The sequence below is a fragment of the Planococcus sp. 11815 genome, from assembly GCF_051096385.1.
In the GTDB taxonomy this organism is placed as follows: Bacteria; Bacillota; Bacilli; order Bacillales_A; family Planococcaceae; genus Planococcus; species Planococcus citreus.
This window is the reverse complement of sequence record NZ_CP096991.1, coordinates 354,747-376,950: the sequence shown is the minus strand read 5'-3', so window position 1 is coordinate 376,950 and position 22,204 is coordinate 354,747. Positions and strand designations below refer to the sequence as shown.

The window sequence follows — 22,204 nt, the reverse complement described above, 5'->3', positions numbered from 1 at the left end:
TCAATGCGTATATTATTATATGTAGTTTCAATAACTACGTATCAGGAGGTACAGATCCATGACTGCATTTATCCGAGAGCCTTTCAATGCTTTGTCCCATTTGGCCGGAGCACTTTTGTCCTTTACTGCCTTGCTTGCCATGGCCATCAAAGCTGCCTACACGCAAGCGCCTGCGTCACACGTTACAGCGGTTGTCATTTTCGGCATCAGTTTGATCCTGCTGTATACGGCTTCAACGGTTTATCATTCCGTCAAAGCGCGCCCAGGAGTCATCGTCTTTTTCCGCAAACTGGACCATTCCATGATTTTCTTGCTGATTGCCGGTTCCTATGCGCCGTTTTGCTTGATCGCGCTTGAAGGCACGCTCGGCTGGTCGATTTTCGCTGTTGTGGCCGCACTTGGCATCAGCGGCATCCTTTTCAAGATGATTTGGTTCCACTCCCCTCGTTGGCTATCGACCGCCATCTATATCTTGATGGGCTGGATCATTATTTTTGCAGTGGGCCCGCTCGCCTCCAGCCTGCCCGCTGCCGGGTTATGGCTGCTCGTTGCCGGTGGTCTTCTGTACACAGTCGGCGGTGTCATCTACTGGCTCAAGCCAGACTTCCTATCTTCTCGTTACCTCGGATTCCACGAGATTTTCCATATTTTCATCTTGCTCGGAAGCACATGCCACTTCCTGGCCGTCTATTTATACGTGTTATAACGCAAAAAGAGCCGCTCTCAAAGAGAACGGCTCTTTCTTAATGTTCGAGTGCATCCAGCGCCTGCATCAAGTTGGCGTAGACCTTGATATTTTTGAAATCAATGCCGAGTGTCACGGCGGTCTGTGCGATTTCAGGGCGAATGCCGGAGAGGACAGATTCCACGCCGATAATTCTCAGAGAATCCATCAACTGGAATAATTGATGCGCTACCATCGTATCGACGATCGGCACCGCCGACAGGTCGATGTAGAGCGTCGTCAATTGCTGCTTTGCACTTTCTTCAAGAGCCGTCTCCAAAATCACTTTGGCGCGATATGTATCGATTCCGCCGACCAACGGCAAGATACCGACACCTTTACGGATCGGAATGACCGGGCTGCTTAACTCGTCGATCACTTCTTGCTGGCTCGCCAGCAATCGCTGGTGGGCTTCATGATGATGGCGCGCAAAGCTTTCGATGATAAAGTCGAAAATATCATTCAGCATTTCGCTCCAGCGCAACGCATCCTGGCTATTCGCTCTATCGACTTCTTCAAAGAAATGGCGGACACACGTCCAATAGATTTTACGCAATTGCCCCAGATGCTCCATGACTTCATAAAGAGGCACGGATTGTTGGGCGCGTTCTTTTGCAATTGTCGATGACCAATCTTCAACGTAGGCAAGCGATTCTTCCTTGTCGTGGATAAAGATTGCCGTAACCGCCTCGATAAAGCCAAGCGATTCCTTTCTCAGTTTCTCTACCGTATCATCAGACGCAGTTGCGGAGTATACCGTATTTGAATGATTGCCGCGTGTGGCAAGCCATTCTTCAACCATGGAGTTTTTATTTTTTAGAATAAAATCATGTAGCTCTCTGCTAATTTCTCCCATAATGTATGCCGCTCCTTTTTCTAACTTGTCCCTATCATCTTATAAGATAAGCCAATCGAAAAGCAAATTAACCTTCTCCGGATGCAAGCCTCAGGTTTAAAGTGATAAGATGAAGCCAAGGAAAGGAGACTGAATAATGGGACCATTAGACTTAGAGAAACAGGAATACGCAGAACGCCTTTACAGCGCATATGAAAACCGGCAAGCTTTCGGGAAAGACCAGCTTCCTGAATCGATTAACCCCCGCCTAGCCTATGAGGTGCAGCAGGCGGTGACAGACAAAAAAGCACAGAACGGCGAACCGCTCGCAGGTTATAAAATCAGCTTGACGAGCCCTGAAACGCAGCAATTGTTCAGCTCCGAAAAACCGCTGTACGGCGCATTGACCGCTCCCGCGATTTCCGGCAACACCATTGAGCTCTCAACCTTGCTTTCGCCATTGATCGAAATCGAATTGATCTTCCTCATCCAGGAAGACATCGATGCCGCCGATTCAACAGCGGCGATTCTTGAAAAAACCTTGGTGGCCCCAGGCATCGAAGTTCCCGACTCGCGATTCACCGAGTGGTTCCCGAACATCACACTCGGGCAAGTCATCGCAGACAGCGCAGTGGCTGGCCGCATTGTGGTCGGCGAACCTGCAAAGAGCCATTCCTACGATCAACTCGATCAAGTCCACGGCGAATTATTCCTCGACGGCGAACCGATTGCTTCTGGAAGCTCGTCTGAAGTGTTGGGGCATCCGGTAAACGCCATCAAATGGCTGGCAGCAGAACTTGAAGCGCATGGCTTGAAGCTAAAGCGCGGCCTGACTGTCTCATCCGGCACGTTCATCTTGCCGAAGCCGCTCCAAAAAGGGCGTTACGAAGCGAAATATGAAGGCATTGGCAGTGTCGAACTGACCGTCCATTAAAAAATCCCCGGCTGCTTTTGCAGCTGGGGATTTTGATATTCAACTAAAACACCATGTTCATTTACAGCAAGAAGCCGTTCTTTTTCGCATCGTACATCAGCTCTTCGCGGAACTTCGGATGGGCGATATTGATGAGGCGCTTCGCCCGCTCCGCAAGGGATACGCCGTGTAAGCGCGCCATGCCGTATTCCGTAACGATGTTGTCGACATCGTTTTTGCCTGTCGTCACGACCGATTGAGGCGCCAAGTTCAGCTTGATGCGCGATAAGCTCCCGCCTTTTGCAGTGGACGGCATGCAGATATAGCCTTTGCCGTTTTCAGCGAAGCGAACGCCCCGCGCGAAATCGACTTGGCCGCCGCTTGACGAATAATATTTTCCGCCGACCGTTTCAGAAGCGCATTGGCCATATAAATCGACTTCTGTCGTTGCATTGATCGAAACGATATTCTTCTCTTTGGCGATTTCTCGTGGATCGTTGACGACACTTACCGGAAGCATCTCCACTGCCGGGTTTCCATCAATGAAATCATATAATTTCTTCGATCCGTAGGCGAATGTCGCGACGATCTTGCCAGGATTCGTAAATTTGCGCGTACCGTCGATCGCCCCCGAATTGACCAGGTCCGCCACACCGTCCGGAAGCATTTCCGTATGGATTCCCAAGTGGCGATGGTCTTTCAGCATGCTAATGACCGCATTCGGCACAGAACCGATGCCAATCTGGAGCGTATCGCCATTTTCGATATCGCCAATGATCGACGAGGCAATCTTCATATCCATATCGCTGATTTCACCGACTTGTTCTTCTGCAAGCGGCGCGTGATGCTCTACATAGCCTGCGATTTGGCTGATGTGGATTTGGTTGCGTCCGAAAGTGCGCGGCATGTGTTCATTCACTTCCAAAATGAACGGCACTTTGCCGACGAACTCAGCGACGTAGTCGGCTTGTGTGCCGAATGTGAAATAACCGTGTTCGTCCATCGGCGAAGCGACTGTCACGATCATCGACATCTTCGTCGCTTTTTGCAATAGGCGCGGCATCTCGTGGAAATTATTCGGCACCAGGTCCATCTTCGCTTGCTGGTACACTTTGCGGGTCGCGCCGCTCAGGAAATAAGACACATGGCGAAGCTGCTCGAGTTCCCCGCGGATATAGGAACGGTCGCGCAAGGCGAGCATTTGGTGAATCTTGACCCCGTCCAGTTCCTGGGCATGTTGTTCCAGAATATCGAGCAGCTGGATCGGCTCCCCGTTCGCGATCGGCACGATAATATCTGCTTGCGATTCGATCAAATCGACCACTTGCTGCGGGCTAAGTTGTTTGGACATCTGCATTCACTCCTGATTTCTCATATTGTTTCCACTTTATCATAGAATTTGCGCTTGATTGAGTTGCCAAACTTTCATCGCTATTCTGCCTTTTCAGTCAAAAGAGCCGCCGCAAAACCATCGTGGGTTCTGCGGCGGCTCTCGCCCTATTTATTGTTGCGCTTTTTTACGGCGAAGCTCGCGATGATGCCGCCAATGCCAAATGCGGCCATCACACCCCATAAAATAAGCAAGATGATCGAGCCGATGCCTGTGCCGCCGTCCATGACTGATGAAAGCTGCAGGAGAAAGAAGCCAAGGCTGAAAAGGACAATCGCCCCGAAATAAATCAGTCTGGCATTGAAACTGAAATTCTTCATCGTCACAACCCCTTTGCCGATCTGCTCCGCTTGCCTTTTTAAAAAGGCATGTTCCGAAAGCAAGCTTTGCTATTATCATTCACGTTCTTCTATCATTGTAAACGTTGCTCGTCATTTCAATTGAAAACGTGTCTGGCTGATGCCTTCTTTCGTCTTTTCCACTTCCAAAATCGCGGGAATCGCCGCTTTCAATTCCTGGACATGGGAAATGACGCCGATCATCCGTCCCGATTTCTGCAAGTCCACCAAAGTCTCGATCGCTTTGTTCAAAGATTCTTCATCAAGCGAGCCGAAGCCTTCATCGATGAACATCGTTTCAATCGATACATTGCCTTCGAAGCTTTGGATGACATCGGCCATTCCGAGCGCCAGGCACAAGGAGGCATTGAATTTCTCACCGCCGGACATCGTTTTGACGTCGCGCGTCTGGCCGGTATAGGCGTCGTAAACGTCTAAGCCGAGGCCGCTTTGTTTCCCGCGCGCTTCCTGCCGGTCGCTTCTCGTCAAATGAAATTGCCCATTCGACAAATGTTTCAGGCGTTCATTTGCCGCTTCCAAAATCTGTTCCAAATACTCAATCTGTAAATACCGTTCGAAGGATAGCTTCACATCGTTCTGGCCGCGGATCGTATCGTAGAGGTCGACGATGCGCGCGAACTCCGCTTCGGCCGCCGCTTCTTTGGCAGACGCATCGGAGACTTCATCAAAGAACGCTTGCGCTTTTTTCTTATAATCGTTGGATGTATTCAACTCGGCAAGCGCCCGCTCGTAATCCGATTTCAATTCGGCAAGTGCTTGCTCCGCATCCGACACGTCAATACGGGCGCGGCCATCGAGCGTGCTCTCAAGTTCCGCCGTTTGCCGCTCTGTCGTGTGGCGGTCTTGTTTGTACCGCTCAATTTGCGTTTTCAATTCTTCGTAGCGGGATGCTTCCAGTTTGGCCTGTTGATAAGCTTCCTTCGTAGCGAACGCGGATTTCACGAGCGCTTCCTCAAAACGGCTTTCGGCATGTTCAAGCTTTTCTTGCAGTTCTTGCACGGACTGCTTGCTATGCCGAAGCGATACAGCCGCTTCCGACACTTGCCGTTCGGCTTTTTGGAGGGCATCCTGCGCTTTTTGCCAAGCCGCTTCCAAGCGGTCTTTCGTTTCCTGCGCTTTTGCGGTCTCTGTTCGAAGCGACCCAAGATCACGTAGCGCTTCGGGAATCGATGTCAGCTTACTTTCCAGAACCGCTTGTGCCGATTCATGCGCAGAACGTTTTTCTTGCGTGCTGTGCTGGGCTTCCGCTTGCTGTTTCTTCAATCTTGATAACTGGTCTTCCATCTCTACGAATGTCGCTTTACGCTTGCGCAGCTGCTCTTTATCGGACTGCAATTGCTCGAGCTCTCCAGTTAATGAATGCTGTTCAGCCCGTATCGTCTCCAATTGCGCTGACGCTTGTTCAGCAGCAATCGACATGCCGTCCAGTTCCTCGCGCTTCACTGCCGCCTGCTCATGAACTGCGGCTTGTTCCGCTTCCGTTTTACGGAATTTTTGCTCGCTTTGCGCCAACACTTGCTTGGCCTGTTCCATCGCTTGCTGGTCCACTGCTGCAGAACTGCTTAGCTGTTTTGCTGGGTGGTCGAGGCTGCCGCAAACAGGGCATGCTTCTCCGTCGTGCAGATTCGATGCGAGCAGCGCTGCCTGATTGGCAAACCAATCATGTTCCATCGTTTGATAGGCTTTTTGCGCTTGTTCAAACTTCGCCTGATCTCCCGCTGATTGCTCGGCCAAACCTTCGAGCTTTTGCTCCAAGCGAAGATATTCCGCCAAGACGCGCTGTTGTTCCGCCAATCGGTTCTGGCGGTTCCGCTTTTCGTCGAACTGCTCCAGTCTTTCTTCCAACTGTTGAATGAATGATTTCGTTTGCGCCAGTTGTTGCTCGGCGCTTGCTGCTTGTTCATCCGTTCTTTGCAATGCCGTTCTGGCGTGAATGGCAGCTTTCTCCAATTGCTGGACAGCTGCACGCTGTTGTTCCAGTTCCTTTACGCCTGCTTCCATATCATGCAAACGAATCAGCGCTTGCTGTGCAGCTTGACGCTGTTCATGGCGGCTTTCTTCTTCGTCTTTCACTTGCTGCGCCTGCCGCTTCATTTCCTGGGCCTTCTGTTCAGCCGTCTCGGCACGACGTAATTCTTCGCGTTTTTGGCGTTCATTGGCTACAAGATCCATCACCTGCTCTTCCAAGCCGGTGATCATGCCCGCTTGATCCGCTGCTGTGACTTGCTGCTCCCATTCTTTGACCGCTGGAAGCTGTTGCTCCAGTTCTTGCAAGTGGCGCTGTTTCGCTTCTAATTCGTCGAAGCGTCCGTTCCAGCCTTTCGCTTCGTGGAACTCGGCCATTTTTTTATTGTGGAAATCATAGGATTGCTGATAGCGCTCCTGCAGGCTGATGCTTTCCGATTCGTAATGGCGGATCTCCTCTTCAAGCCCGGCGAGTAATTGGCTGCGCTGGAAATCGCCTTGTGCGAACACTTCAAAAAGAGCCGATTCACGCTGCGGCAACGAACCTGCAATCGCCTGCAGTTGTTCTTTATAAAGCATCTGTTGCGCTTTAAAAAGGTCCTGCGCCTCTTCTTTTTTCTGCTTGAGCCGCTCGGCAACCAAGCGGTACGGTTCGGTGCGGAAAATCTTCCGCAAAATCGCTTCCTTATTATCCGTTTCAGACGTCAATAGCTTGCGGAATTCCCCTTGCGGCAGCATGACGATCTGGTTGAACTGAGAGAAAGTAAGCCCGAGAATCTCCTCGATGCGCCGATTGAGCTCCGAGACGATTTGCCGCTCGACACATGGCTTTTCGCCCGCATCGGTCATTTCGAAAAATTCATAGCGTTCACCGGTCGCGCTTTTATTGCCTTTTTTCACATGGCTCATCTGGCGCAGAATGCGGTAAGTGGTGCCGTGCACTTCAAAGGTCAATTCTGCCGAAGTATGGACCGAATCCTTGGCGAAATCGCTGCGCAGGTTTTTCGGTTCACTGCGGTCCGAGCCGCTTGCCGAGCCGTAGAGCGCGAAACAAATGCCGTCGAAAATGCTGGTCTTGCCGGAACCGGTGCTGCCTGAGATGACAAATAGGCGATTGCCTTCCAAATCCTCAAAATTGATTTCCTCGCTGTCACGGTATGGGCCGAATGCCGTCAGTTTTAATTTAACGGGTTTCATGACTTCACCTCTTCACGTTCAGAATCTGCCTGCAGGAATTCCTGCAACACGTCACCGAACAGTTCAGCTGTTTCTGCAGACGGTGCATCTCCTTTTACTTCTTCATAGAAAGCGTTGAATAATTGCATCGGGTCCATTTTCCGGCGGCTGCTGATGGTCGATTCGCCGGCTTCTTTCGCGAACGTTTTGCGCTGCACATGCATCGCGTTCGGATACACCGAGCGCACTTTTTCCATCGGATACAAAACGGGCGTCTCATCGAGCAAGGTAACGAAGACATAATCGTCGCTTCTCTCATGCTCCATAATTTCCGCGATTGTCCCTTCCACTGAACGCATATCGCGCTTTGCTTCGAACAAGCGCTTGTCGACCGTGACAGATCCATCTGCAGCTAATTCGACCACATGGAACCCTTTTTGATGATGCTCTTCCGATATTGAATATTTCAATGGCGACCCTGAATAGCGGATCGTTTCATTCAATACGTAATGCGCTTTATGCAAATGGCCGAGCGCTGTGTAATGGAACGGCTGAAAATGCTGCGCGCTGACGTGTTCCGCCCCGCCGATCGCAAGCGGCCGTTCGGAATCGCTCGTATTGTCTTCCTGTTCTCCGCGAGGCGTCACGAACGCATGGCCGACGAACACATGGCGAGCCGACGGATTCATTTCAGCGGAAATGCGTCCGGTCATCGCTTTCATCGCATCGTCATGGGTTTTGATGTCCGGATCTTCAAATACATAGCGCACCATCGATGGATCCGTGTACGGCACCAGATGGAAATGAACTTCGCCCGCTTCATCGCTCAAAACGACCGGTTCGAATTCAGGCCGGATCGGGCCCGCGATATGGAGGCCGTTGCTTTTCAATGCGCGGCTCCCGAAATCAAGCCTTCCCGGGCTGTCGTGGTTGCCTGCCACGGCAATAATCGGCACTTTCATATCCAGCACGATTTTTGCGAGCAGATCATCCAGCAAACGCACCGCTTCTATCGGCGGCACGGCACGGTCATATAAATCACCCGCAATAACCAGTGCATCGGGACGCTCCTGTTCGATTGCTTTGATCAATTGATCCAGCACAAATCGCTGGTCTTCTGTCATATGTACGCCCTGCACCAATTTCCCGAGATGCCAGTCAGCGGTATGAATGAATTTCATGAAAAGCTCCCCTTTCTTCTATATAAAAGAATATACGTTCGTTCCATTATACACGATTCATTTCACTTGTTTCATTCCCCTGCCCGGTATATAATGAGAACAAACGTTCTTATCTAAGGAGGGTTATCATGAAAGCACAACTTCTAAAAGCATTCAAATACCGGCAATTGATCGACATGATGTATATCGCAAATGACGGTACCATCAGCAAACGCCGCGTCAAAATCCTGAAAGTCAGCGGTGATTCGTTCCAAGCTTACTGTTTTTTGCGCCGCGAGAAGCGCCATTTCAAAATCAGCCATGTACTTTCATGCATGCCCGTCCGCACGAAAGAACGCCAAATTGTCTGAATCCTTTTCCGACTCTTACTGCTTTATGCTACACTAAGAGGAAATGGAAAATGGAGGATGAGACTCATGAGATTAACCGTTTACCTTGCCGGCGAAATTCACAGCTCCTGGCGCGAAGAAATCAAAAAGAAATCCTTGGCGCTCGATTTGCCAGTCGATTTCGTCGGGCCGATGGAAGACCACGACCGCTCCGACAATATTGGCGAAGAGATCCTTGGCGAACAGCCAAGCGCCATCTTCAAGGATGCCGCAGCATCCAGCTTCAATAATTTGCGCACGAGCGTGTTGATGGAAAAATCGGACCTCGTCATCGCCTTGTTCGGCGAGCAGTACAAGCAGTGGAACACAGCGATGGATGCAAGCGCCGCATTGGCAAGCCATAAGCCGCTCATCGTTATCCGCCCTGAAAAATTGCACCATCCGCTAAAAGAGCTATCCCAAAAAGCGAACGCCACCGTCGAAACTTGCGACGAGGCGATCAAAGCTTTATCTTATATTTTCGAATAACAAAAAGTGCAGCGGCTCAGGCCGTTGCACTTTTTTTATTGGTGAATTTGAATGATGGAAAATCAAAGTCGCTTGGCGGTCGCGCTTAGCTGGACTTGATAGCGAAAGTTTTCTTGTAACAAGGTTGCTGAATATTGAATGGAGCTCCATGTTGGTATTCGCCGCCTTGCTTTGGGTTGGCCTCCCGCAATAAGCCAGGAAGAACGCCTGTCTCATTGCGTCGGCTCACCCGTGTCGCTCGGCGGCTTAAAGATTCCGTTATGTGAAGAATGTATAATCAGATCTGCTTCTCTAACCAATTGCCGGCTAGCGGGGGAATCGCTTCCCGAGATGGTGCGTCTGACAAGCCGCTAATTGAGCAAGTTAAATTTATGGGTTTGTTTTGTGGATGAAGACACGTGACCCTTCATTCTTCTACCTGTTTGAAGCAAGCTATATAATAAGATGAATTTCTACATTTCATTTTAAAGGAGCTGAAGAAATGATTTTCCCCTCTAAAGCTAGAGACGGAGTGGAAGGGGGCTGACTCCTGAGGGACCGCGCAGGCTGGCGAGACAAATGTGCCGTGCACTTAGCGGCACATTGGCTCAACACCCGCCCCTCGGAAAGCAGCCCCCTGTAACGCAGTCGAAAAGCGGAAGCTTTTCTACTCACTTTCCTATACTATACTCTTCACGTAGTCCGAGCTATATGGGGTGTTCGATTGGAGCGCAATCCCCCATATAAAAATTACTACTTCCCTCTCTCGTACTTAACACACTTGATTCCACAAAAAAACCGCCGGAGAAAATTCCCGGCGGGTTTTATGATGCTACTTCTATTCCATTATTGGTACCACGAACCGACGACCGGATAATCGTAAGGCTCGTTGTTCAAGGCTTTGATGATCGCGATGATCGGCACGATGATACCAATGGCGCCGAACAACAGCAAGAGCGGGAATCCGATTAAAACCACTGTCAGTAAGCTTGATACAAAAATCAATGCACTCATGACCAATTGGAACAATAAAGCTTGAATCGATAGTTTCTTAACTTCCTGATCGGCCGAAAGAATAAAGACAATCACCGGGACAAGAAACGGAAGGAAAAACGCACTGGCGTGGACGAGTATTTTCATTCCTGTGTTCTCCATTAGGTTGACCTCCAGTCAAATTGCTTTCTTACCCTTATATACGGCCGATGATCAAAAAAGTTTCATTTTTTTATTCGGAAGCACGCAAAACTACTTTGCCGAACTGCTTGCCTTCCGCCAAAAAATCGAACGCTTCTTGCGCTTCCTCCAAGGAAAAGACGCGGTCGACGACAGGATGGGTATCGTGCTGTTCGATGTGCTGGATCATGTCACGCAGTTCCTCGCGGCTGCCCATTGTGGAGCCGAACAATTGATATTGTCCGTAGAAGAAGCTGCGCAAATTGAAATCGACATTATCAGCGGTCGTCGCACCGAAAATGACGATGCGCCCACCTTTTTTCAATACGTCGAGGGAACGGTTGAACGTTGCACCACCGACGCTGTCGATGACGAGGTCGATCGTTTGGCCTTCGAGTTCCTTGACCCAATCGCTGTCGGTCGGAATGGCGATGTCAGCGCCGATTTCTTTTGCCTGGGCAAGTTTGTCTTCACTTCTTGAGGTAACGATGACCGTCGCACCAGCGTTTTTCGCAAACTGAATCAAAAACGTCGCGACGCCACTTCCTGCGCCCGGAATGAACAGAGTATCGCCTTTTTTCAATTGCCCTTTCGTGAACAAAGCACGGTACCCGGTCAAAGCAGGCAAAGCGAGCCCAGCTGCTTCTTCCCACGATAGATGGGCCGGCTTTTTCTCGAGCTGTTCTGCGGAAATGGCGATTTTTTCAGCGAACGTCCCGTGATCCGGCATCCCAAGGATATCGAAGCCTGCTGGCGGGGCGTCACTGTTTTCATCCCAGCGCAGTGCCGGGTTGATGATCACTTCGTCACCCACCTCAAAAGCCGTCACGCCTTCTCCGAGCGATTCGACAACGCCCGCACCGTCTGATCCGATAATCAACGCTTCCGGGTTGTCCCCGTAGCGCTTCAACAGGCCAAGGTCGCGGCGGTTGACGCCTGCGTCGCGGATTTTCACGACTACTTCTCCTGGCTGCGCTGTTGGTTCGGGCATGTCTTTTAGTTTATATTGTCCTGCTTCCATTACGAATGCTTTCAAACTGCGTCACCCTCCTGAAAATGTTGGCTGAATTGTTCTAGCTGTTGCTTGCTGATGATGTCTTGCGAAAACAGCGGAATATACAATAGCTGCTGTTTTGGGAATGTTTCTTTAATCATGTCCATATACTTGGTTTCGTGCTTTTTGCGTTCTTGGAAAAACGCGCCTTCCACTTGTTCCGGGAGCACTTTATTGATGATCAAGGTTTTCACGTGGAGATGGTATTTATCCAATAGCTCCAGTGCTTTTTTTGTCTCCAAAATCGGCAGGCGCTCCGGATTCAAGACGAAAACGAAACCGGTTTGCTTAGCGTCGAGTAAAATATCACGCGCTTTCGAGAAGCGTTCCTGACGTTCGCGCAAGACATCGTAAATCGGGTCTTCGCGCGGTTCGCCATCATTCAACAGCGCCGTATAATTCTCATTGGTTTTGCGGCGCTTATCGAGCAAACCTTCAATCCATACGCCCATCAGCTCCGGCAGCGATAACAGCCGGATCGTGTGCCCTGTCGGCGCCGTATCGAACACCAGCTTGTCGAAATGCTGGCGCTCCTCGAGAATGATGTGGATCAGTTTGTCAAAAAGCGCCGCCTCATCCGCTCCAGGAGAGGCTTTTGCTGTATCGAGCTGGCGGTTCACTTCTTCCATCATGCTTGTGTGGACCGTCCCGCGGATATTGTTTTTGACGCCTTTGATGTAATTTTCCGTCTCGATTTCCGGATCGATTTCAAGCGCGTATAAATTGTCGGCGATTTCTTTTGTGCGGCCGCCGATTTGTTCGTTGAAGATATCCCCGACATTATGCGCGGGGTCAGTAGAGACCAGCAAAGTCCTGTACCCCGCTTTTGCGGATTGCCAGGCGATGGCTGCAGCGGATGTCGATTTGCCGACACCGCCCTTGCCTCCGACAAAAATAATGCTTTTCGATAACACGTCCATGCCATTCCCTCGTTTCGTTAAATATCAGCAGCAACGGATTCCAGACAGCGGGGATTTTTCCATTCCCATACGCAAATGCCAGTCGTGGAATTCTTCGATCATGTACGGATAAAGCTCGAGCGTGTAGTAATAGACCGGATTCGGGATGCCGAGCATTTCCGAATACAGCATCAATAAGAACAAATCGTCTTCACTGCGGAGTTCCCGGGCAATTTCCGTTCGGTGCGGATGTTCCAAGACAGCCTCATACCAGTCGATTAGTTTTTTCAGTTTGTCGCTAATCGGCATAACGGCACCTCTTCCTGAAAAAAGTACAAGGGATCATGAATATGATCCCTTGGCATTTCCTACTATAAATAATGAACGTTCTAATGGCGGCAGATTTCCTGCACCTTCTGTAAAGCCATTATTTCAAATCTTCGTCTGAAAATCCAGGATTTGATTTGCTCATGAGCGCCTGTGCAGCCGTCAAGATGATCCATAAAGTGAACACGAAAATGATGGCCCCGAAGACGAATAGCAATGTATTCGACCCTTCATTGTACCAAGCCCATTGCAGGAACACCTGCTGGAACATCGCCCATAACGTCATGAACATCAAGAACACCATCGGAATAATGGTGATCATGTAATTTCTTCCGAGCTTGCGCAGCCAGATCGAAATCAACAGCAAGCTGATTCCGGCAAGCAGCTGGTTGGATGTCCCAAACAGTGGCCATAGCAAGTAGCCGCCAGAACCGAATCCGTTCGGACCTTCCGGCAAGATGACAAGCGCCATGCTCGAAAGCACCGCAATCGACGTCGCAACGTGCTTTTTCTCAAGTTGAGGCACTTTGTATTCCACGCCGAGCTCTGAAATGATATAACGCATGAGGCGGACAGATGTATCAAGTGTTGTGGCAGCGAACGAAACGACGATGATCGAAACGATCGTTGAAGCGACTGACCCCGGAATCATCAAACCGGAAGCAAGGATGGTCGCACCTTCAATGAAGTTTCCAAGACCGGCGCCGCTTGCGTCAGCAAAGCTGCTGTAAGAAGCACTGAATGCTGCACGGTCAGGGAATAGCGTGATGACGGCGATGATCGAGATCAACGCGAGCACGCCTTCACCGACAGCTCCCAAATACCCGACAAAGCGTGCATCTGTTTCTTTATCCAACTGTTTCGATGAAGTCCCCGAAGAAACAAGTCCGTGGAAACCGGAAATCGCACCACAAGCAATCGTGATGAAGAGCAACGGGAACCAAGAGACATCTGCGCCCGGGTTGGTTGCCGGAGCTGTGATTTCAGGATTCGTGAACAATAGCCCTAGATACAAAATTGCAAGGCCGACGATCAATTGGTGGGAGTTGATGAAATCACGCGGCTGGAGAAGTTTCCAAACCGGCAAGGTGGATGCGATGTAGACATAAATCATCAACACGACAATCCAGATGAAGAATGCGCTGGAAATGGCCCCAAGACCGAACAGGCCGGCGCCTTCTTCCCCGCCCATATAGCGGACAAGATCGATTTGCAAAAAGTCTACTTGGCTGGAAATGACTGCTGTCCCGTACATGATTGCAAGCGCTATCAAAGAAGGGATAAGCATTTTCATATTTCGCTTGTAAGCAGCGTAGCCGATCCAAATCGCAAGTGGAATTTGGATGAATACCGGAATGACGCTGGCGGGATACGAGATGAATAAATTCGCGATGACCCAAGCGAATACCGCATTGACCATGAGAACCAAGATTAAGATGATAAACAAGAACAACACTTTCCCGCGCTGGCCGATCAAGCGGTGGGCGAGCGTCCCGACGGATTGCCCTTTGTTGCGGACTGACAGCGCAAGCGTCCCGAAGTCATGGACGCCGGCTGCGAACACCGTACCGAAGACGACCCATAGGACCGCTGGCAGCCAGCCCCAATAAACGGCGATGGCCGGCCCGAGAATCGGTGCAGCCCCTGCAACCGATGTAAAATGATGTCCCCATAAGACGAACTTATTGGTCGGCACAAAGTCGACGCCGTCTTTGTAACGGTGGGCCGGTGTCACGTAATTCGGGTCGAGCTTGAAGATCTTTTCTGCTACGAATTTGGAATAAAACCGGTATCCGAGAACGAATATAAATAACCCCATAGCAGCTAAAGCAATTGCATTCACATTTCCCAACTCCCTTTTGTCTTTTTTGAAATTTCTGCACATCTTGTTTAATCATAGAGGAGTAATTTAATATTGTAAATGTTCTGTTTTTTATTTCTTTCTATTGTTATTTTCTTCATACAGTTTCAGCTTCGTATAAACGGTCTCGAGCACTGGCACCGGAACATCGGCTTGCTGGGCTTTTTCAATGAGATGCCCTTGCAGATGGTCGGCTTCGATGCCCTGGCTTTTCTCCATATCGCGCTGCATCGATGATTTCATGCTGTCGTCCATGCTGTTCACTTTGTCGAGCTGGATGGCGGCAATCCCTTTTTTGATTGGCGCGTCTATTGCCATCATGACCGCTTCAAGTTCTTCGAGCAGCGATTGGATGGCAGATTGGCCGGACGGCAGCTTGCGGATCGGGCCGATGGGCGATTCCATGAGCGAGGTGATGCCGGACATCGCCGTGATGAACATGTATTTATGCCACATGTCTTGATCGATATCCTCACTCAAAACAAATTCCGCTTTCGTTCCATCGAAATGCGTTTTCAATTTGTCGATGCGATCTGTCCTTTCGCCTCCCCGTTCCCCGTAAACCAATTGATGAATCGGGCTCGTCTGGACAATCGAACCGTCTTCGGCAATGGTTGTCTCGATAAAGCATAAGCCGCCGATTACCGCTTCCTCCCCGAATGCAGAGATGAGCTGTTCAACGTGCGCAATGCCATTCAGCAGCGGCAAGATCATCGTCTCTTCGCCGACAAATGGACGGATGTCTTCGATGGCTTGTTCAAGCTGATACGCTTTCGTCGATAGCAGAATAATATCGAACGGCTCGGCTTGCATCGTTTTCGTCAAAAGAGCCGGCTGGAGATGCAGATCTCCGTGCCGGCTGTTGACGCGTAAGCCTTCTTCTTCAATCTTTTTCTTGCGTCCTTCCCTGACCAAAAATGTTACGTCTTCCCCTTTTTCCAGTAAACGCGCACCGAAATAACCTCCGATGCCTCCTGCTCCTACCATCAACATTCTCATCCTGACACATCCTTTTTAAATTTGTTTATAAATCCAGCGCTCCGCTTCCATCACCCGTTCGCATCTGCCCTCGGCGCGTAAATATTCAAGATGCGCCAAAGTTTCCCCAACTGCAAAACGCATTTCATGGACTGTCAACGGCCGGTCGAATAAACGCTCGCGCACTTCAAAAATCGTCAGCGGTTGTTCAAGCATCCGCCAAGTCGCATTCAAACGTTCCTCGTGATGGGCAAGCAATTCATCGATTCGTTTGTTAGCCCCTTGGAACGCTTCGCCATGCGATGGGATGACCCATTCCACATCCAGTTCACGGATTTTCTCCAAAGAATGCATATACGTCATAAGCGGATTCGGGTCGCCGTGAAACCAATAGGAAATATTCGGCGTGATACGCGGCAAAATATGGTCCGCCGCCAACAGCGCATTGTGCTCGCGTTGGTAAAAACACACCATGCCATCCGAATGTCCTGGCACGAACAGCACTTCATAATCAAAGCGGCCGATGCGCACTTTTTCCCCTTCCTCGAAATGATGATCGACTTTCGGAAGCGGGGAAATGAGCGGTCGAAAGGCTCTCGTATTGTCCGCCATTTCCTGCGACGCTTCCTGTGGGATGCCCGCTGCCTCGTAATAGCCTGGCAAGGCATTCAAAAATGCATCATCCCACGATTTCATTCCTGCGTCCGCATCGATTTTGCTCATCGACAGCCGTGCGCCGGTCTTTTGCTGCAATCCGCCTGAATAGCCAAAATGATCGGGATGGTAATGGGTCAGGAGAATCTGCTCCACCTTGTCATCCCCGATTTCCTGCTCCCACAACTCTCTCGAAGCGTCATTGTTCAACCCGGTATCGATAATCGTCCAGCCATCCTCCCCTTTTGCCATGAAGCAATTGACGTGGTTCAGCCTAAACGGCAATGGATGCCTCACGGGCTTCAATTCAAGTTTGTCAAAAAGCTCTTGGGTTTCGGCTTGTTGGACGTCGTTCATGGCTTCAGCACCAGCTTCCCGATCGTTTTGCGGCTTTGCAGCAATTCGTGCACATCAGCGGCCTGTTCGAGCGGATATGTGCCGCCGATCGTCAATTTCAATTGCCCGCTATCCATATATTCGAGTAACTCCTGAAAGCTTTTCTGGAATAATTCTGGCTTGCGCATGATCTGCGGCAGGAAAAAACCGATGACCGATTGATTGCGCTTCATCAATTGACCCGGTGCGAATGTCGCCTGCTCTCCGCTTGCCGCACCGAAAATGACCAATCGCCCGAACGGCGCCAAGGTCTTCAGCGTATCGTTGAAGACGCTGCCCCCGACCATTTCAAGCGCCAGATCGACGCCTTTGCCTTCAGTGATTTCTTTGATGCGCCCTACCCAGCCATCTTCGCTGTAATTCACCAAATGAGTGGCGCCCATCTTCTCGGCATGGAACAGTTTTTCTTCCGTGCTCGCCGTAGCGATGATTTTCCCGGCACCAAAAAGTTTCGCAAGCTGCACGGCAATCGTCCCGACGCCTCCGGCAGCAGCGTGAATCAATACCGTTTCGCCCGGTTCCAAACGGCCCATCGTTTTTAAAATATGGTAAGCGCTCAAGCCTTGAAGCGGCAATGCGACAGCTTCTTCAAAACTGACGCCTTCCGGCACCGGCGTCAATACCTGCTCCGGAATCGCCACATATTCAGCGTAACCCGACGATTCGATCAAGGCGACGACGCGGTCGCCCGTTTTGAAACGGGTGACGCCCGCTCCTGCTTCGACGACCACTCCCGCCACTTCAGAGCCCGGAATATATGGCAATTCGGTCGGCACGACATATTTCCCTTCACGTCTTGCCGTATCGGCATAATTGACACCTGCCGCTTTCACTTCAATGAGCACTTCATGATCTTTCGGCTTTGGTTGTTCCGAATCGATATATTGGAGCACTTCCGGGCCACCATATTCCTCGAATTTCACCACTTTCATCTCGTTTCCCCCTTAGCTGATATACTGCCCTGCCTGATAAATCGTTCGGGCCAATTGGCGTTTAGCTGCAACTGTCCCGCCGCGTTGCAAGCGGCTGAGTTCGCCGGTCGCCATCGCTGTATAGCGCGCCAGTTCTTCTCCTTCTGTCATGCCTTGGAGTATTTGACGCGCCGTCATCTCGCTTTCGAGCAAGGCATCATCGATGAACACTTGTGTCATCTCCACTTTATGTTGAGCTTTGTTTTCATTCTGTTCGAGCGCTTGCTGCGTCCGCGCGACGGCTGATTCGGCCGCATACAAGTCAATCGCAAGGTCGGCGAGTTTCAAAAGCGCTTCTTGCTGCTCCCCGATCCCTGGGTCGTAGGATTTTGCGGCCAGCCCGAGCATACTGAGGAAGACGCGCCGCATCGCCCGCACGGCTTCCGTTTCGCGGGCAAGCGTTCCGATATACGGCACTTCCGGCGTCTGCATTTCTTCAACTGCTTGCGTCGCTGCTGCTTCCAGGTCAAGTGCGCCTTTTGCGGCAGCTTTCAATACATTGCCCGGAACGAGCAGCCGGTTGACTTCATTCGTGCCTTCGAAAATGCGGTTGATGCGTGAATCCCTGTACACTTGCTCGATTTTGTATTCCTGGATATAGCCGTAGCCGCCGAACAACTGCAGGCTCTCATCCGCGACGAAATCCAAGGTTTCTGAACCGTATACTTTGCAGATGGCGCATTCAGCGGCATATTCCATCATCCGCTTGGCGATCAATCCGTGGTCCTGCGATTCATACAATCCGCCGAGCGCTTCTTCAAGATAGCCCGCGGTCCGGTATTGCAACGATTCCAAAGCGAAAATGCGCACAGCCATCTTCGCCACTTTCTCTTGCGTCGCCGAAAAATCCGAAATGGCGCGGTTAAACTGCTTGCGCTCCTGCGTGTAGCCAAGCGCCAGCGACAAACTGAATTTAGCAGCACCCATGCAGGCCGACCCTAAATTAAAGCGGCCGAGATTCAGGACGTTCAATGCCACAAGATGGCCTTTTCCGACTTCTCCAAGCACGTTTTCCACCGGAACTTTACAATCTTCGAAAATGACCGGGCGCGTCGAGGAACCTTTGATGCCCATTTTCTTCTCTTCAGGTCCGAGCGATAAGCCAGGATGTTTCTTTTCGACGATAAATGCCGTGAACGCTTTGCCGTCCACTTTCGCATAGGTAATGAAGGTATCGGAAAACGCGGCGTTGGTGATGTACAACTTCGAACCATTCAGCAAATAATGCGTCCTTTCTTCATTCAGCACCGCAGTCGTTTGGGCAGCTAAGGCATCCGAACCCGCTCCCGGTTCTGTCAGGCAATACGCTCCGATAAATTCGCCGCTTGCAAGTTTTGGCAAATAATATTCTTTCTGTTTTTGCGTGCCGAAATACGTGATGGGCAAGGTCGCGATGCATGTATGGTTGGAATGCGCCACGCCGTATCCGCCTGCCGGTCCGAGCGATTCGCCGACCAGCCCTTTGCTGATTTTATCGAGCCCGAGCCCGCCGTAAGCTTCCGGAATGCTGTGCGCGAGCAAGCCAAGTTCTCCCGCTTTGTGAAAGAGCTCCTGGACAAGTTCAAAATCCTGGCCCTCCAGCCGTTCGTTGTGCGGGTGCACTTCTTTCTCCAGAAACTGCTTCGCTGTTTTCGCAATCATTTTGTGTTCATCGGTAAACTGTTCAGGTGTAAAGATCGGACCCGCGGCTTTTATCAAGAAATCAGCGCCCCGGTATATATTCGCCTCAGCTTTCATCTTCTCCGTCCCCTTTGTTGTTCAAATATGTATTGCATCCAGTGGCCGATCCCTTACATGGCGTGCATACCGCCGTCGACCATCACGACATCGCCCGTCACGTAATCCGATGCTCTCGCTGCCAGGAATAAAGCCGCGCCTTTCAGGTCTTCGTCTGTCCCGAAACGGTTTAGCGGCGTCCTCGCCAGCAAGCCTTGCTCGCCGTGCTTCATCACGTCTTTCGACATTTTCGTCGGGAAGAATCCAGGTGCGATAGCGTTGACCTTGATATTATGGCGCCCCCATTTCGCCGCCAAATCTTTTGTAAATGTGATGACCGCACCTTTGCTTGTATTGTAGCCGATTGCATCCATCAGCTGCGGGTCGATCCCCCCGAGCCCTGCGACCGAAGCGATATTGATAATCTTTCCGCTATTTTGGGAAATCATCACTTCCCCAACAGCCTGGCTCATAAGAAACGTGCCAGTCACATTGACCGCCATCACTTTATTCCATGCTTCAAGCGGCATCTCTGACACAGGCGCTCCCCAGGAAGCCCCTGAATTGTTTACGAGGATATCGACCGTCCCGAACGCCTCGACAGTCTTCTCGACAACATTTTTAACGTCTTGTGGATTGGTGACGTCGCAAGCGAGCGCCAAAGTTTTCACGCCCTTCGCTTCGAGTTGCTTAGCGACTTCCTCGCACGCTTCTACTTTTCGTGAACATAGCACCACATTGGCACCGGCTTCCGCAAATCCTTCTGCAATCTGTGCACCAAGCCCCCTGCCGCCTCCTGTTACGATTGCTGTCTTTCCGGTTAAATCGAATAAATCCATCACTGGCATATTGCTTCCCCCTTCATTATAAATACCGACTAGTCGGTATGTTCAGAATACTTAAACTTTATGTTACCGTTTTCATCGCCATTATGCAATCGCCTACCCGCGCCAAAAAGCCGAGCCCCATCACAATCAGGGCTCGGCTCAAAGCAATTCGATCTATTCATTTTCAGGAGCGTTCAACAGCGCCGCAAAACGCGGGAGGTCGACATTGCCGCCTGAAATCACTGCGATGATGGTTTGATCCGCCGTGCCTGCTTTGCCCGACATGATGGCCGCTGCGGCAACTGCCCCTGAAGGTTCCACCAGCTGCTTCGTGCGGACAGCGATATCGCGCATCGCTTCAATGATTTCCTGTTCTTCCACCAACACCAGCCCGTCGAGCAACTCGTTTACAATCGGGAAGGTCAAGTCGCCGGGCTGCGAGGTCCGTAAGCCGTCGGCAATCGTTTCGGTCGGGCCGATCGCTGTAATCTCTCCCCGCTCCAAAGATAAGGCCGTGTCATTCGCAAGCGCCGGCTCTGCGCCGATCACCAATACATCCAGACGCCGTGCTTTCACTGCCGTCAAGATGCCCGAAATCAATCCGCCGCCGCCGACAGGCACCACGATGACATCGGCATCCGGCATTTGTTCGACTATCTCTAAGCCGACTGTTCCTTGTCCAGCGATGATGTCACGATGGTCATACGGGGGAATGTAGACGCCACTCAGTTGGTTCGCCAGCGACTTGGCATGCGGAATCCGCTCCGCTGAAGTCGTGCCGCAATATTCCACCCGTCCGCCATATGCTTTGATCGCTGCGACTTTTGCCGGGCTTGCGTCCGTCGGCACGACGATAACAGAGGAGATGCCGAGCTCGTTGGCCACATAAGCGACCGCTTGTCCGTGATTGCCGGAAGAAGCGGCCGTTACGAGCGTCGCCCCGTTCGATACGGCATTCGTCACAGCATTCGCCGCCCCGCGGATCTTGAACGAGCCCGTCTTCTGCAAATGCTCGGCTTTCAAGAACACGCGGCGCTCCCATTTTTCCTGGAGCGACTGTGAATGCACAATCGGCGTTTTATGGATGATGTTTTGAATGCGGCTTCTTGCCTGCTCTACCTCTTCAATATTGGCCACTGATCTCACTCCTTTTTTCGTTCAGCTTACCATAAAGCGAATATTCAGTTACACAAAGACTGGTAATGCAAACGAGACGTGCATTCTCCATAATGGAAGAAAATGCGTTAAACTGATAACACTGATTTGCATAAAGGAGGAGACGATATGCTCAAACGCTTAGTCATCACCGGCTATAAACCACATGAGCTCGGCATATTCGACGACAAGCACGAAGGGGTGCGCTTTATCAAGAAAGCGCTCGAAAACCGCCTGCGCGCACTGGTCGACGAAGGGCTCGAATGGGTGATCTTGAGCGGCCAGCTGGGCGTCGAAACTTGGGCCGCTGAAGTGGTGATCGAATTGCAGGAGGAATTTCCACAGCTGCATTTCGCCATTCTTACACCTTTCGAGGACCAGGAGAAAAACTGGAACGAAGCGAAACAGGAAAAATACGAATTCCTGTTATCCCAAGCCGATTTCCACCGCAGTTTGACGAACAAGCCTTATGAGGCGCCGTGGCAGTTTGTCGAGAAAAATAAGTTCTTCCTCCGAAATTCCGACGGCATCCTGCTGATTTACGACGAGGAAACGGAAGGCTCGCCGAAGTTCATCAAACAAGAAGCCGAACGCTATGCTGAAAAGAACGAATACGACATCCTCATCATCTCGGCCGATGATCTGCGCATCGTCGCGGAAGAGGAACAGCAAAACGAATGGAACGGCTGGTGAATGACTCCCTTGCGCAGTCTGTGCAGGGGATTTTATTATCCTCATTTTCCCAAATAAGAATATCAAATCACAAGTTTTTATTATCTGCTAAGCATTTGACTATTCTTCCGCATTCCTATAC

At 50.8% G+C, this 22,204-nt stretch carries 21 protein-coding genes; 5 read left to right on the top strand and 16 right to left on the bottom strand.

From position 1 onward, the window contains the following. The first annotated feature begins 58 nt into the window (after positions 1 to 58). Positions 59 to 706, top strand: a complete 648-nt coding sequence (gene trhA, locus M1Q06_RS02025; RefSeq protein ID WP_434401270.1) for a PAQR family membrane homeostasis protein TrhA — start codon at positions 59 to 61, stop codon at positions 704 to 706. Between the two features lie 37 nt (positions 707 to 743). Here trhA and M1Q06_RS02020 read toward each other — a convergent pair whose 3' ends face one another. Continuing rightward, positions 744 to 1,526, bottom strand: a complete 783-nt coding sequence (locus M1Q06_RS02020; RefSeq protein ID WP_158290776.1) for an STAS domain-containing protein — start codon at positions 1,524 to 1,526, stop codon at positions 744 to 746. Between the two features lie 190 nt (positions 1,527 to 1,716). Between M1Q06_RS02020 and M1Q06_RS02015 the strand changes: the two genes are divergently transcribed. Next, entirely contained in the window at positions 1,717 to 2,493 is a 777-nt protein-coding gene (locus tag M1Q06_RS02015) for a 2-keto-4-pentenoate hydratase (protein ID WP_434401268.1), read from the top strand. A gap of 61 nt (positions 2,494 to 2,554) precedes the next feature. On the opposite strand, the gene M1Q06_RS02010 is transcribed toward M1Q06_RS02015, so the two are convergent. The 4 genes from M1Q06_RS02010 to M1Q06_RS01995 all read right to left on the bottom strand — a co-directional run bounded on the left by M1Q06_RS02010 (position 2,555) and on the right by M1Q06_RS01995 (position 8,543). Further along, positions 2,555 to 3,823, bottom strand: a complete 1,269-nt coding sequence (locus M1Q06_RS02010) for an acetyl-CoA hydrolase/transferase family protein (RefSeq protein ID WP_434401266.1) — start codon at positions 3,821 to 3,823, stop codon at positions 2,555 to 2,557. A gap of 146 nt (positions 3,824 to 3,969) precedes the next feature. Continuing rightward, positions 3,970 to 4,182: a hypothetical protein gene (locus M1Q06_RS02005; protein WP_101805502.1), complete on the bottom strand. Its 213-nt coding sequence runs from the start codon at positions 4,180 to 4,182 to the stop codon at positions 3,970 to 3,972. A 111-nt stretch (positions 4,183 to 4,293) separates the two neighbouring features. Beyond that, the gene (locus tag M1Q06_RS02000; RefSeq protein ID WP_434401264.1) at positions 4,294 to 7,383 is read right to left on the bottom strand and encodes an SbcC/MukB-like Walker B domain-containing protein; all 3,090 of its coding nucleotides are present in this window, start codon (positions 7,381 to 7,383) and stop codon (positions 4,294 to 4,296) included. Next, on the bottom strand, positions 7,380 to 8,543 hold the full coding sequence (locus M1Q06_RS01995; RefSeq protein ID WP_434401262.1) for an exonuclease SbcCD subunit D: 1,164 nt from the start codon (positions 8,541 to 8,543) through the stop codon (positions 7,380 to 7,382). The genes M1Q06_RS02000 and M1Q06_RS01995 overlap by 4 nt, the downstream gene beginning before the upstream one ends. A gap of 128 nt (positions 8,544 to 8,671) precedes the next feature. Between M1Q06_RS01995 and M1Q06_RS01990 the strand changes: the two genes are divergently transcribed. Together M1Q06_RS01990 and M1Q06_RS01985 are read left to right on the top strand one after the other, a co-directional pair. After that, positions 8,672 to 8,893: a transcriptional regulator gene (locus tag M1Q06_RS01990; protein ID WP_121300827.1), complete on the top strand. Its 222-nt coding sequence runs from the start codon at positions 8,672 to 8,674 to the stop codon at positions 8,891 to 8,893. 66 nt (positions 8,894 to 8,959) lie between these two features. Next, the gene (locus M1Q06_RS01985) at positions 8,960 to 9,400 is read left to right on the top strand and encodes a YtoQ family protein (protein WP_434401260.1); all 441 of its coding nucleotides are present in this window, start codon (positions 8,960 to 8,962) and stop codon (positions 9,398 to 9,400) included. 825 nt (positions 9,401 to 10,225) lie between these two features. Here M1Q06_RS01985 and M1Q06_RS01980 read toward each other — a convergent pair. The 11 genes from M1Q06_RS01980 to M1Q06_RS01930 form a co-directional block, all read right to left on the bottom strand. After that, positions 10,226 to 10,534: a DUF4870 domain-containing protein gene (locus M1Q06_RS01980; protein WP_274625870.1), complete on the bottom strand. Its 309-nt coding sequence runs from the start codon at positions 10,532 to 10,534 to the stop codon at positions 10,226 to 10,228. Positions 10,535 to 10,604: 70 nt separating this feature from the next. After that, a complete protein-coding gene (locus M1Q06_RS01975; protein WP_434401258.1) occupies positions 10,605 to 11,588 on the bottom strand; it encodes a zinc-binding dehydrogenase in 984 nt (327 codons plus the stop codon). Beyond that, a complete protein-coding gene (locus tag M1Q06_RS01970; RefSeq protein ID WP_058381951.1) occupies positions 11,585 to 12,526 on the bottom strand; it encodes an ArsA family ATPase in 942 nt (313 codons plus the stop codon). Before M1Q06_RS01970 ends, M1Q06_RS01975 begins: the two co-directional genes overlap by 4 nt. Before the next feature lie 24 nt (positions 12,527 to 12,550). Further along, a complete protein-coding gene (locus M1Q06_RS01965; RefSeq protein WP_101189361.1) occupies positions 12,551 to 12,814 on the bottom strand; it encodes a cory-CC-star protein in 264 nt (87 codons plus the stop codon). Positions 12,815 to 12,932: 118 nt separating this feature from the next. Next, positions 12,933 to 14,675, bottom strand: a complete 1,743-nt coding sequence (locus M1Q06_RS01960; RefSeq protein WP_121300822.1) for a carbon starvation CstA family protein — start codon at positions 14,673 to 14,675, stop codon at positions 12,933 to 12,935. 90 nt (positions 14,676 to 14,765) lie between these two features. Then, on the bottom strand, positions 14,766 to 15,692 hold the full coding sequence (locus M1Q06_RS01955) for a ketopantoate reductase family protein (protein ID WP_434401255.1): 927 nt from the start codon (positions 15,690 to 15,692) through the stop codon (positions 14,766 to 14,768). A gap of 15 nt (positions 15,693 to 15,707) precedes the next feature. Next, the gene (locus M1Q06_RS01950) at positions 15,708 to 16,682 is read right to left on the bottom strand and encodes an MBL fold metallo-hydrolase (RefSeq protein ID WP_434401253.1); all 975 of its coding nucleotides are present in this window, start codon (positions 16,680 to 16,682) and stop codon (positions 15,708 to 15,710) included. Beyond that, a complete protein-coding gene (locus tag M1Q06_RS01945) occupies positions 16,679 to 17,653 on the bottom strand; it encodes a quinone oxidoreductase family protein (RefSeq protein ID WP_121300819.1) in 975 nt (324 codons plus the stop codon). Before M1Q06_RS01945 ends, M1Q06_RS01950 begins: the two co-directional genes overlap by 4 nt. 12 nt (positions 17,654 to 17,665) lie before the next feature. After that, the gene (locus tag M1Q06_RS01940; protein WP_434401250.1) at positions 17,666 to 19,429 is read right to left on the bottom strand and encodes an acyl-CoA dehydrogenase family protein; all 1,764 of its coding nucleotides are present in this window, start codon (positions 19,427 to 19,429) and stop codon (positions 17,666 to 17,668) included. A 53-nt stretch (positions 19,430 to 19,482) separates the two neighbouring features. Further along, on the bottom strand, positions 19,483 to 20,256 hold the full coding sequence (locus M1Q06_RS01935; RefSeq protein WP_121300817.1) for an SDR family oxidoreductase: 774 nt from the start codon (positions 20,254 to 20,256) through the stop codon (positions 19,483 to 19,485). Positions 20,257 to 20,409: 153 nt separating this feature from the next. After that, complete coding sequence (locus M1Q06_RS01930) at positions 20,410 to 21,372, bottom strand: threonine ammonia-lyase (RefSeq protein WP_434401248.1); 963 nt, start codon at positions 21,370 to 21,372, stop codon at positions 20,410 to 20,412. Positions 21,373 to 21,519: 147 nt separating this feature from the next. On the opposite strand from M1Q06_RS01930, the gene M1Q06_RS01925 reads away from it, so the two are divergent. Further along, complete coding sequence (locus M1Q06_RS01925) at positions 21,520 to 22,083, top strand: SLOG family protein (RefSeq protein WP_058381959.1); 564 nt, start codon at positions 21,520 to 21,522, stop codon at positions 22,081 to 22,083. The last annotated feature ends 121 nt before the right edge of the window (positions 22,084 to 22,204 follow it).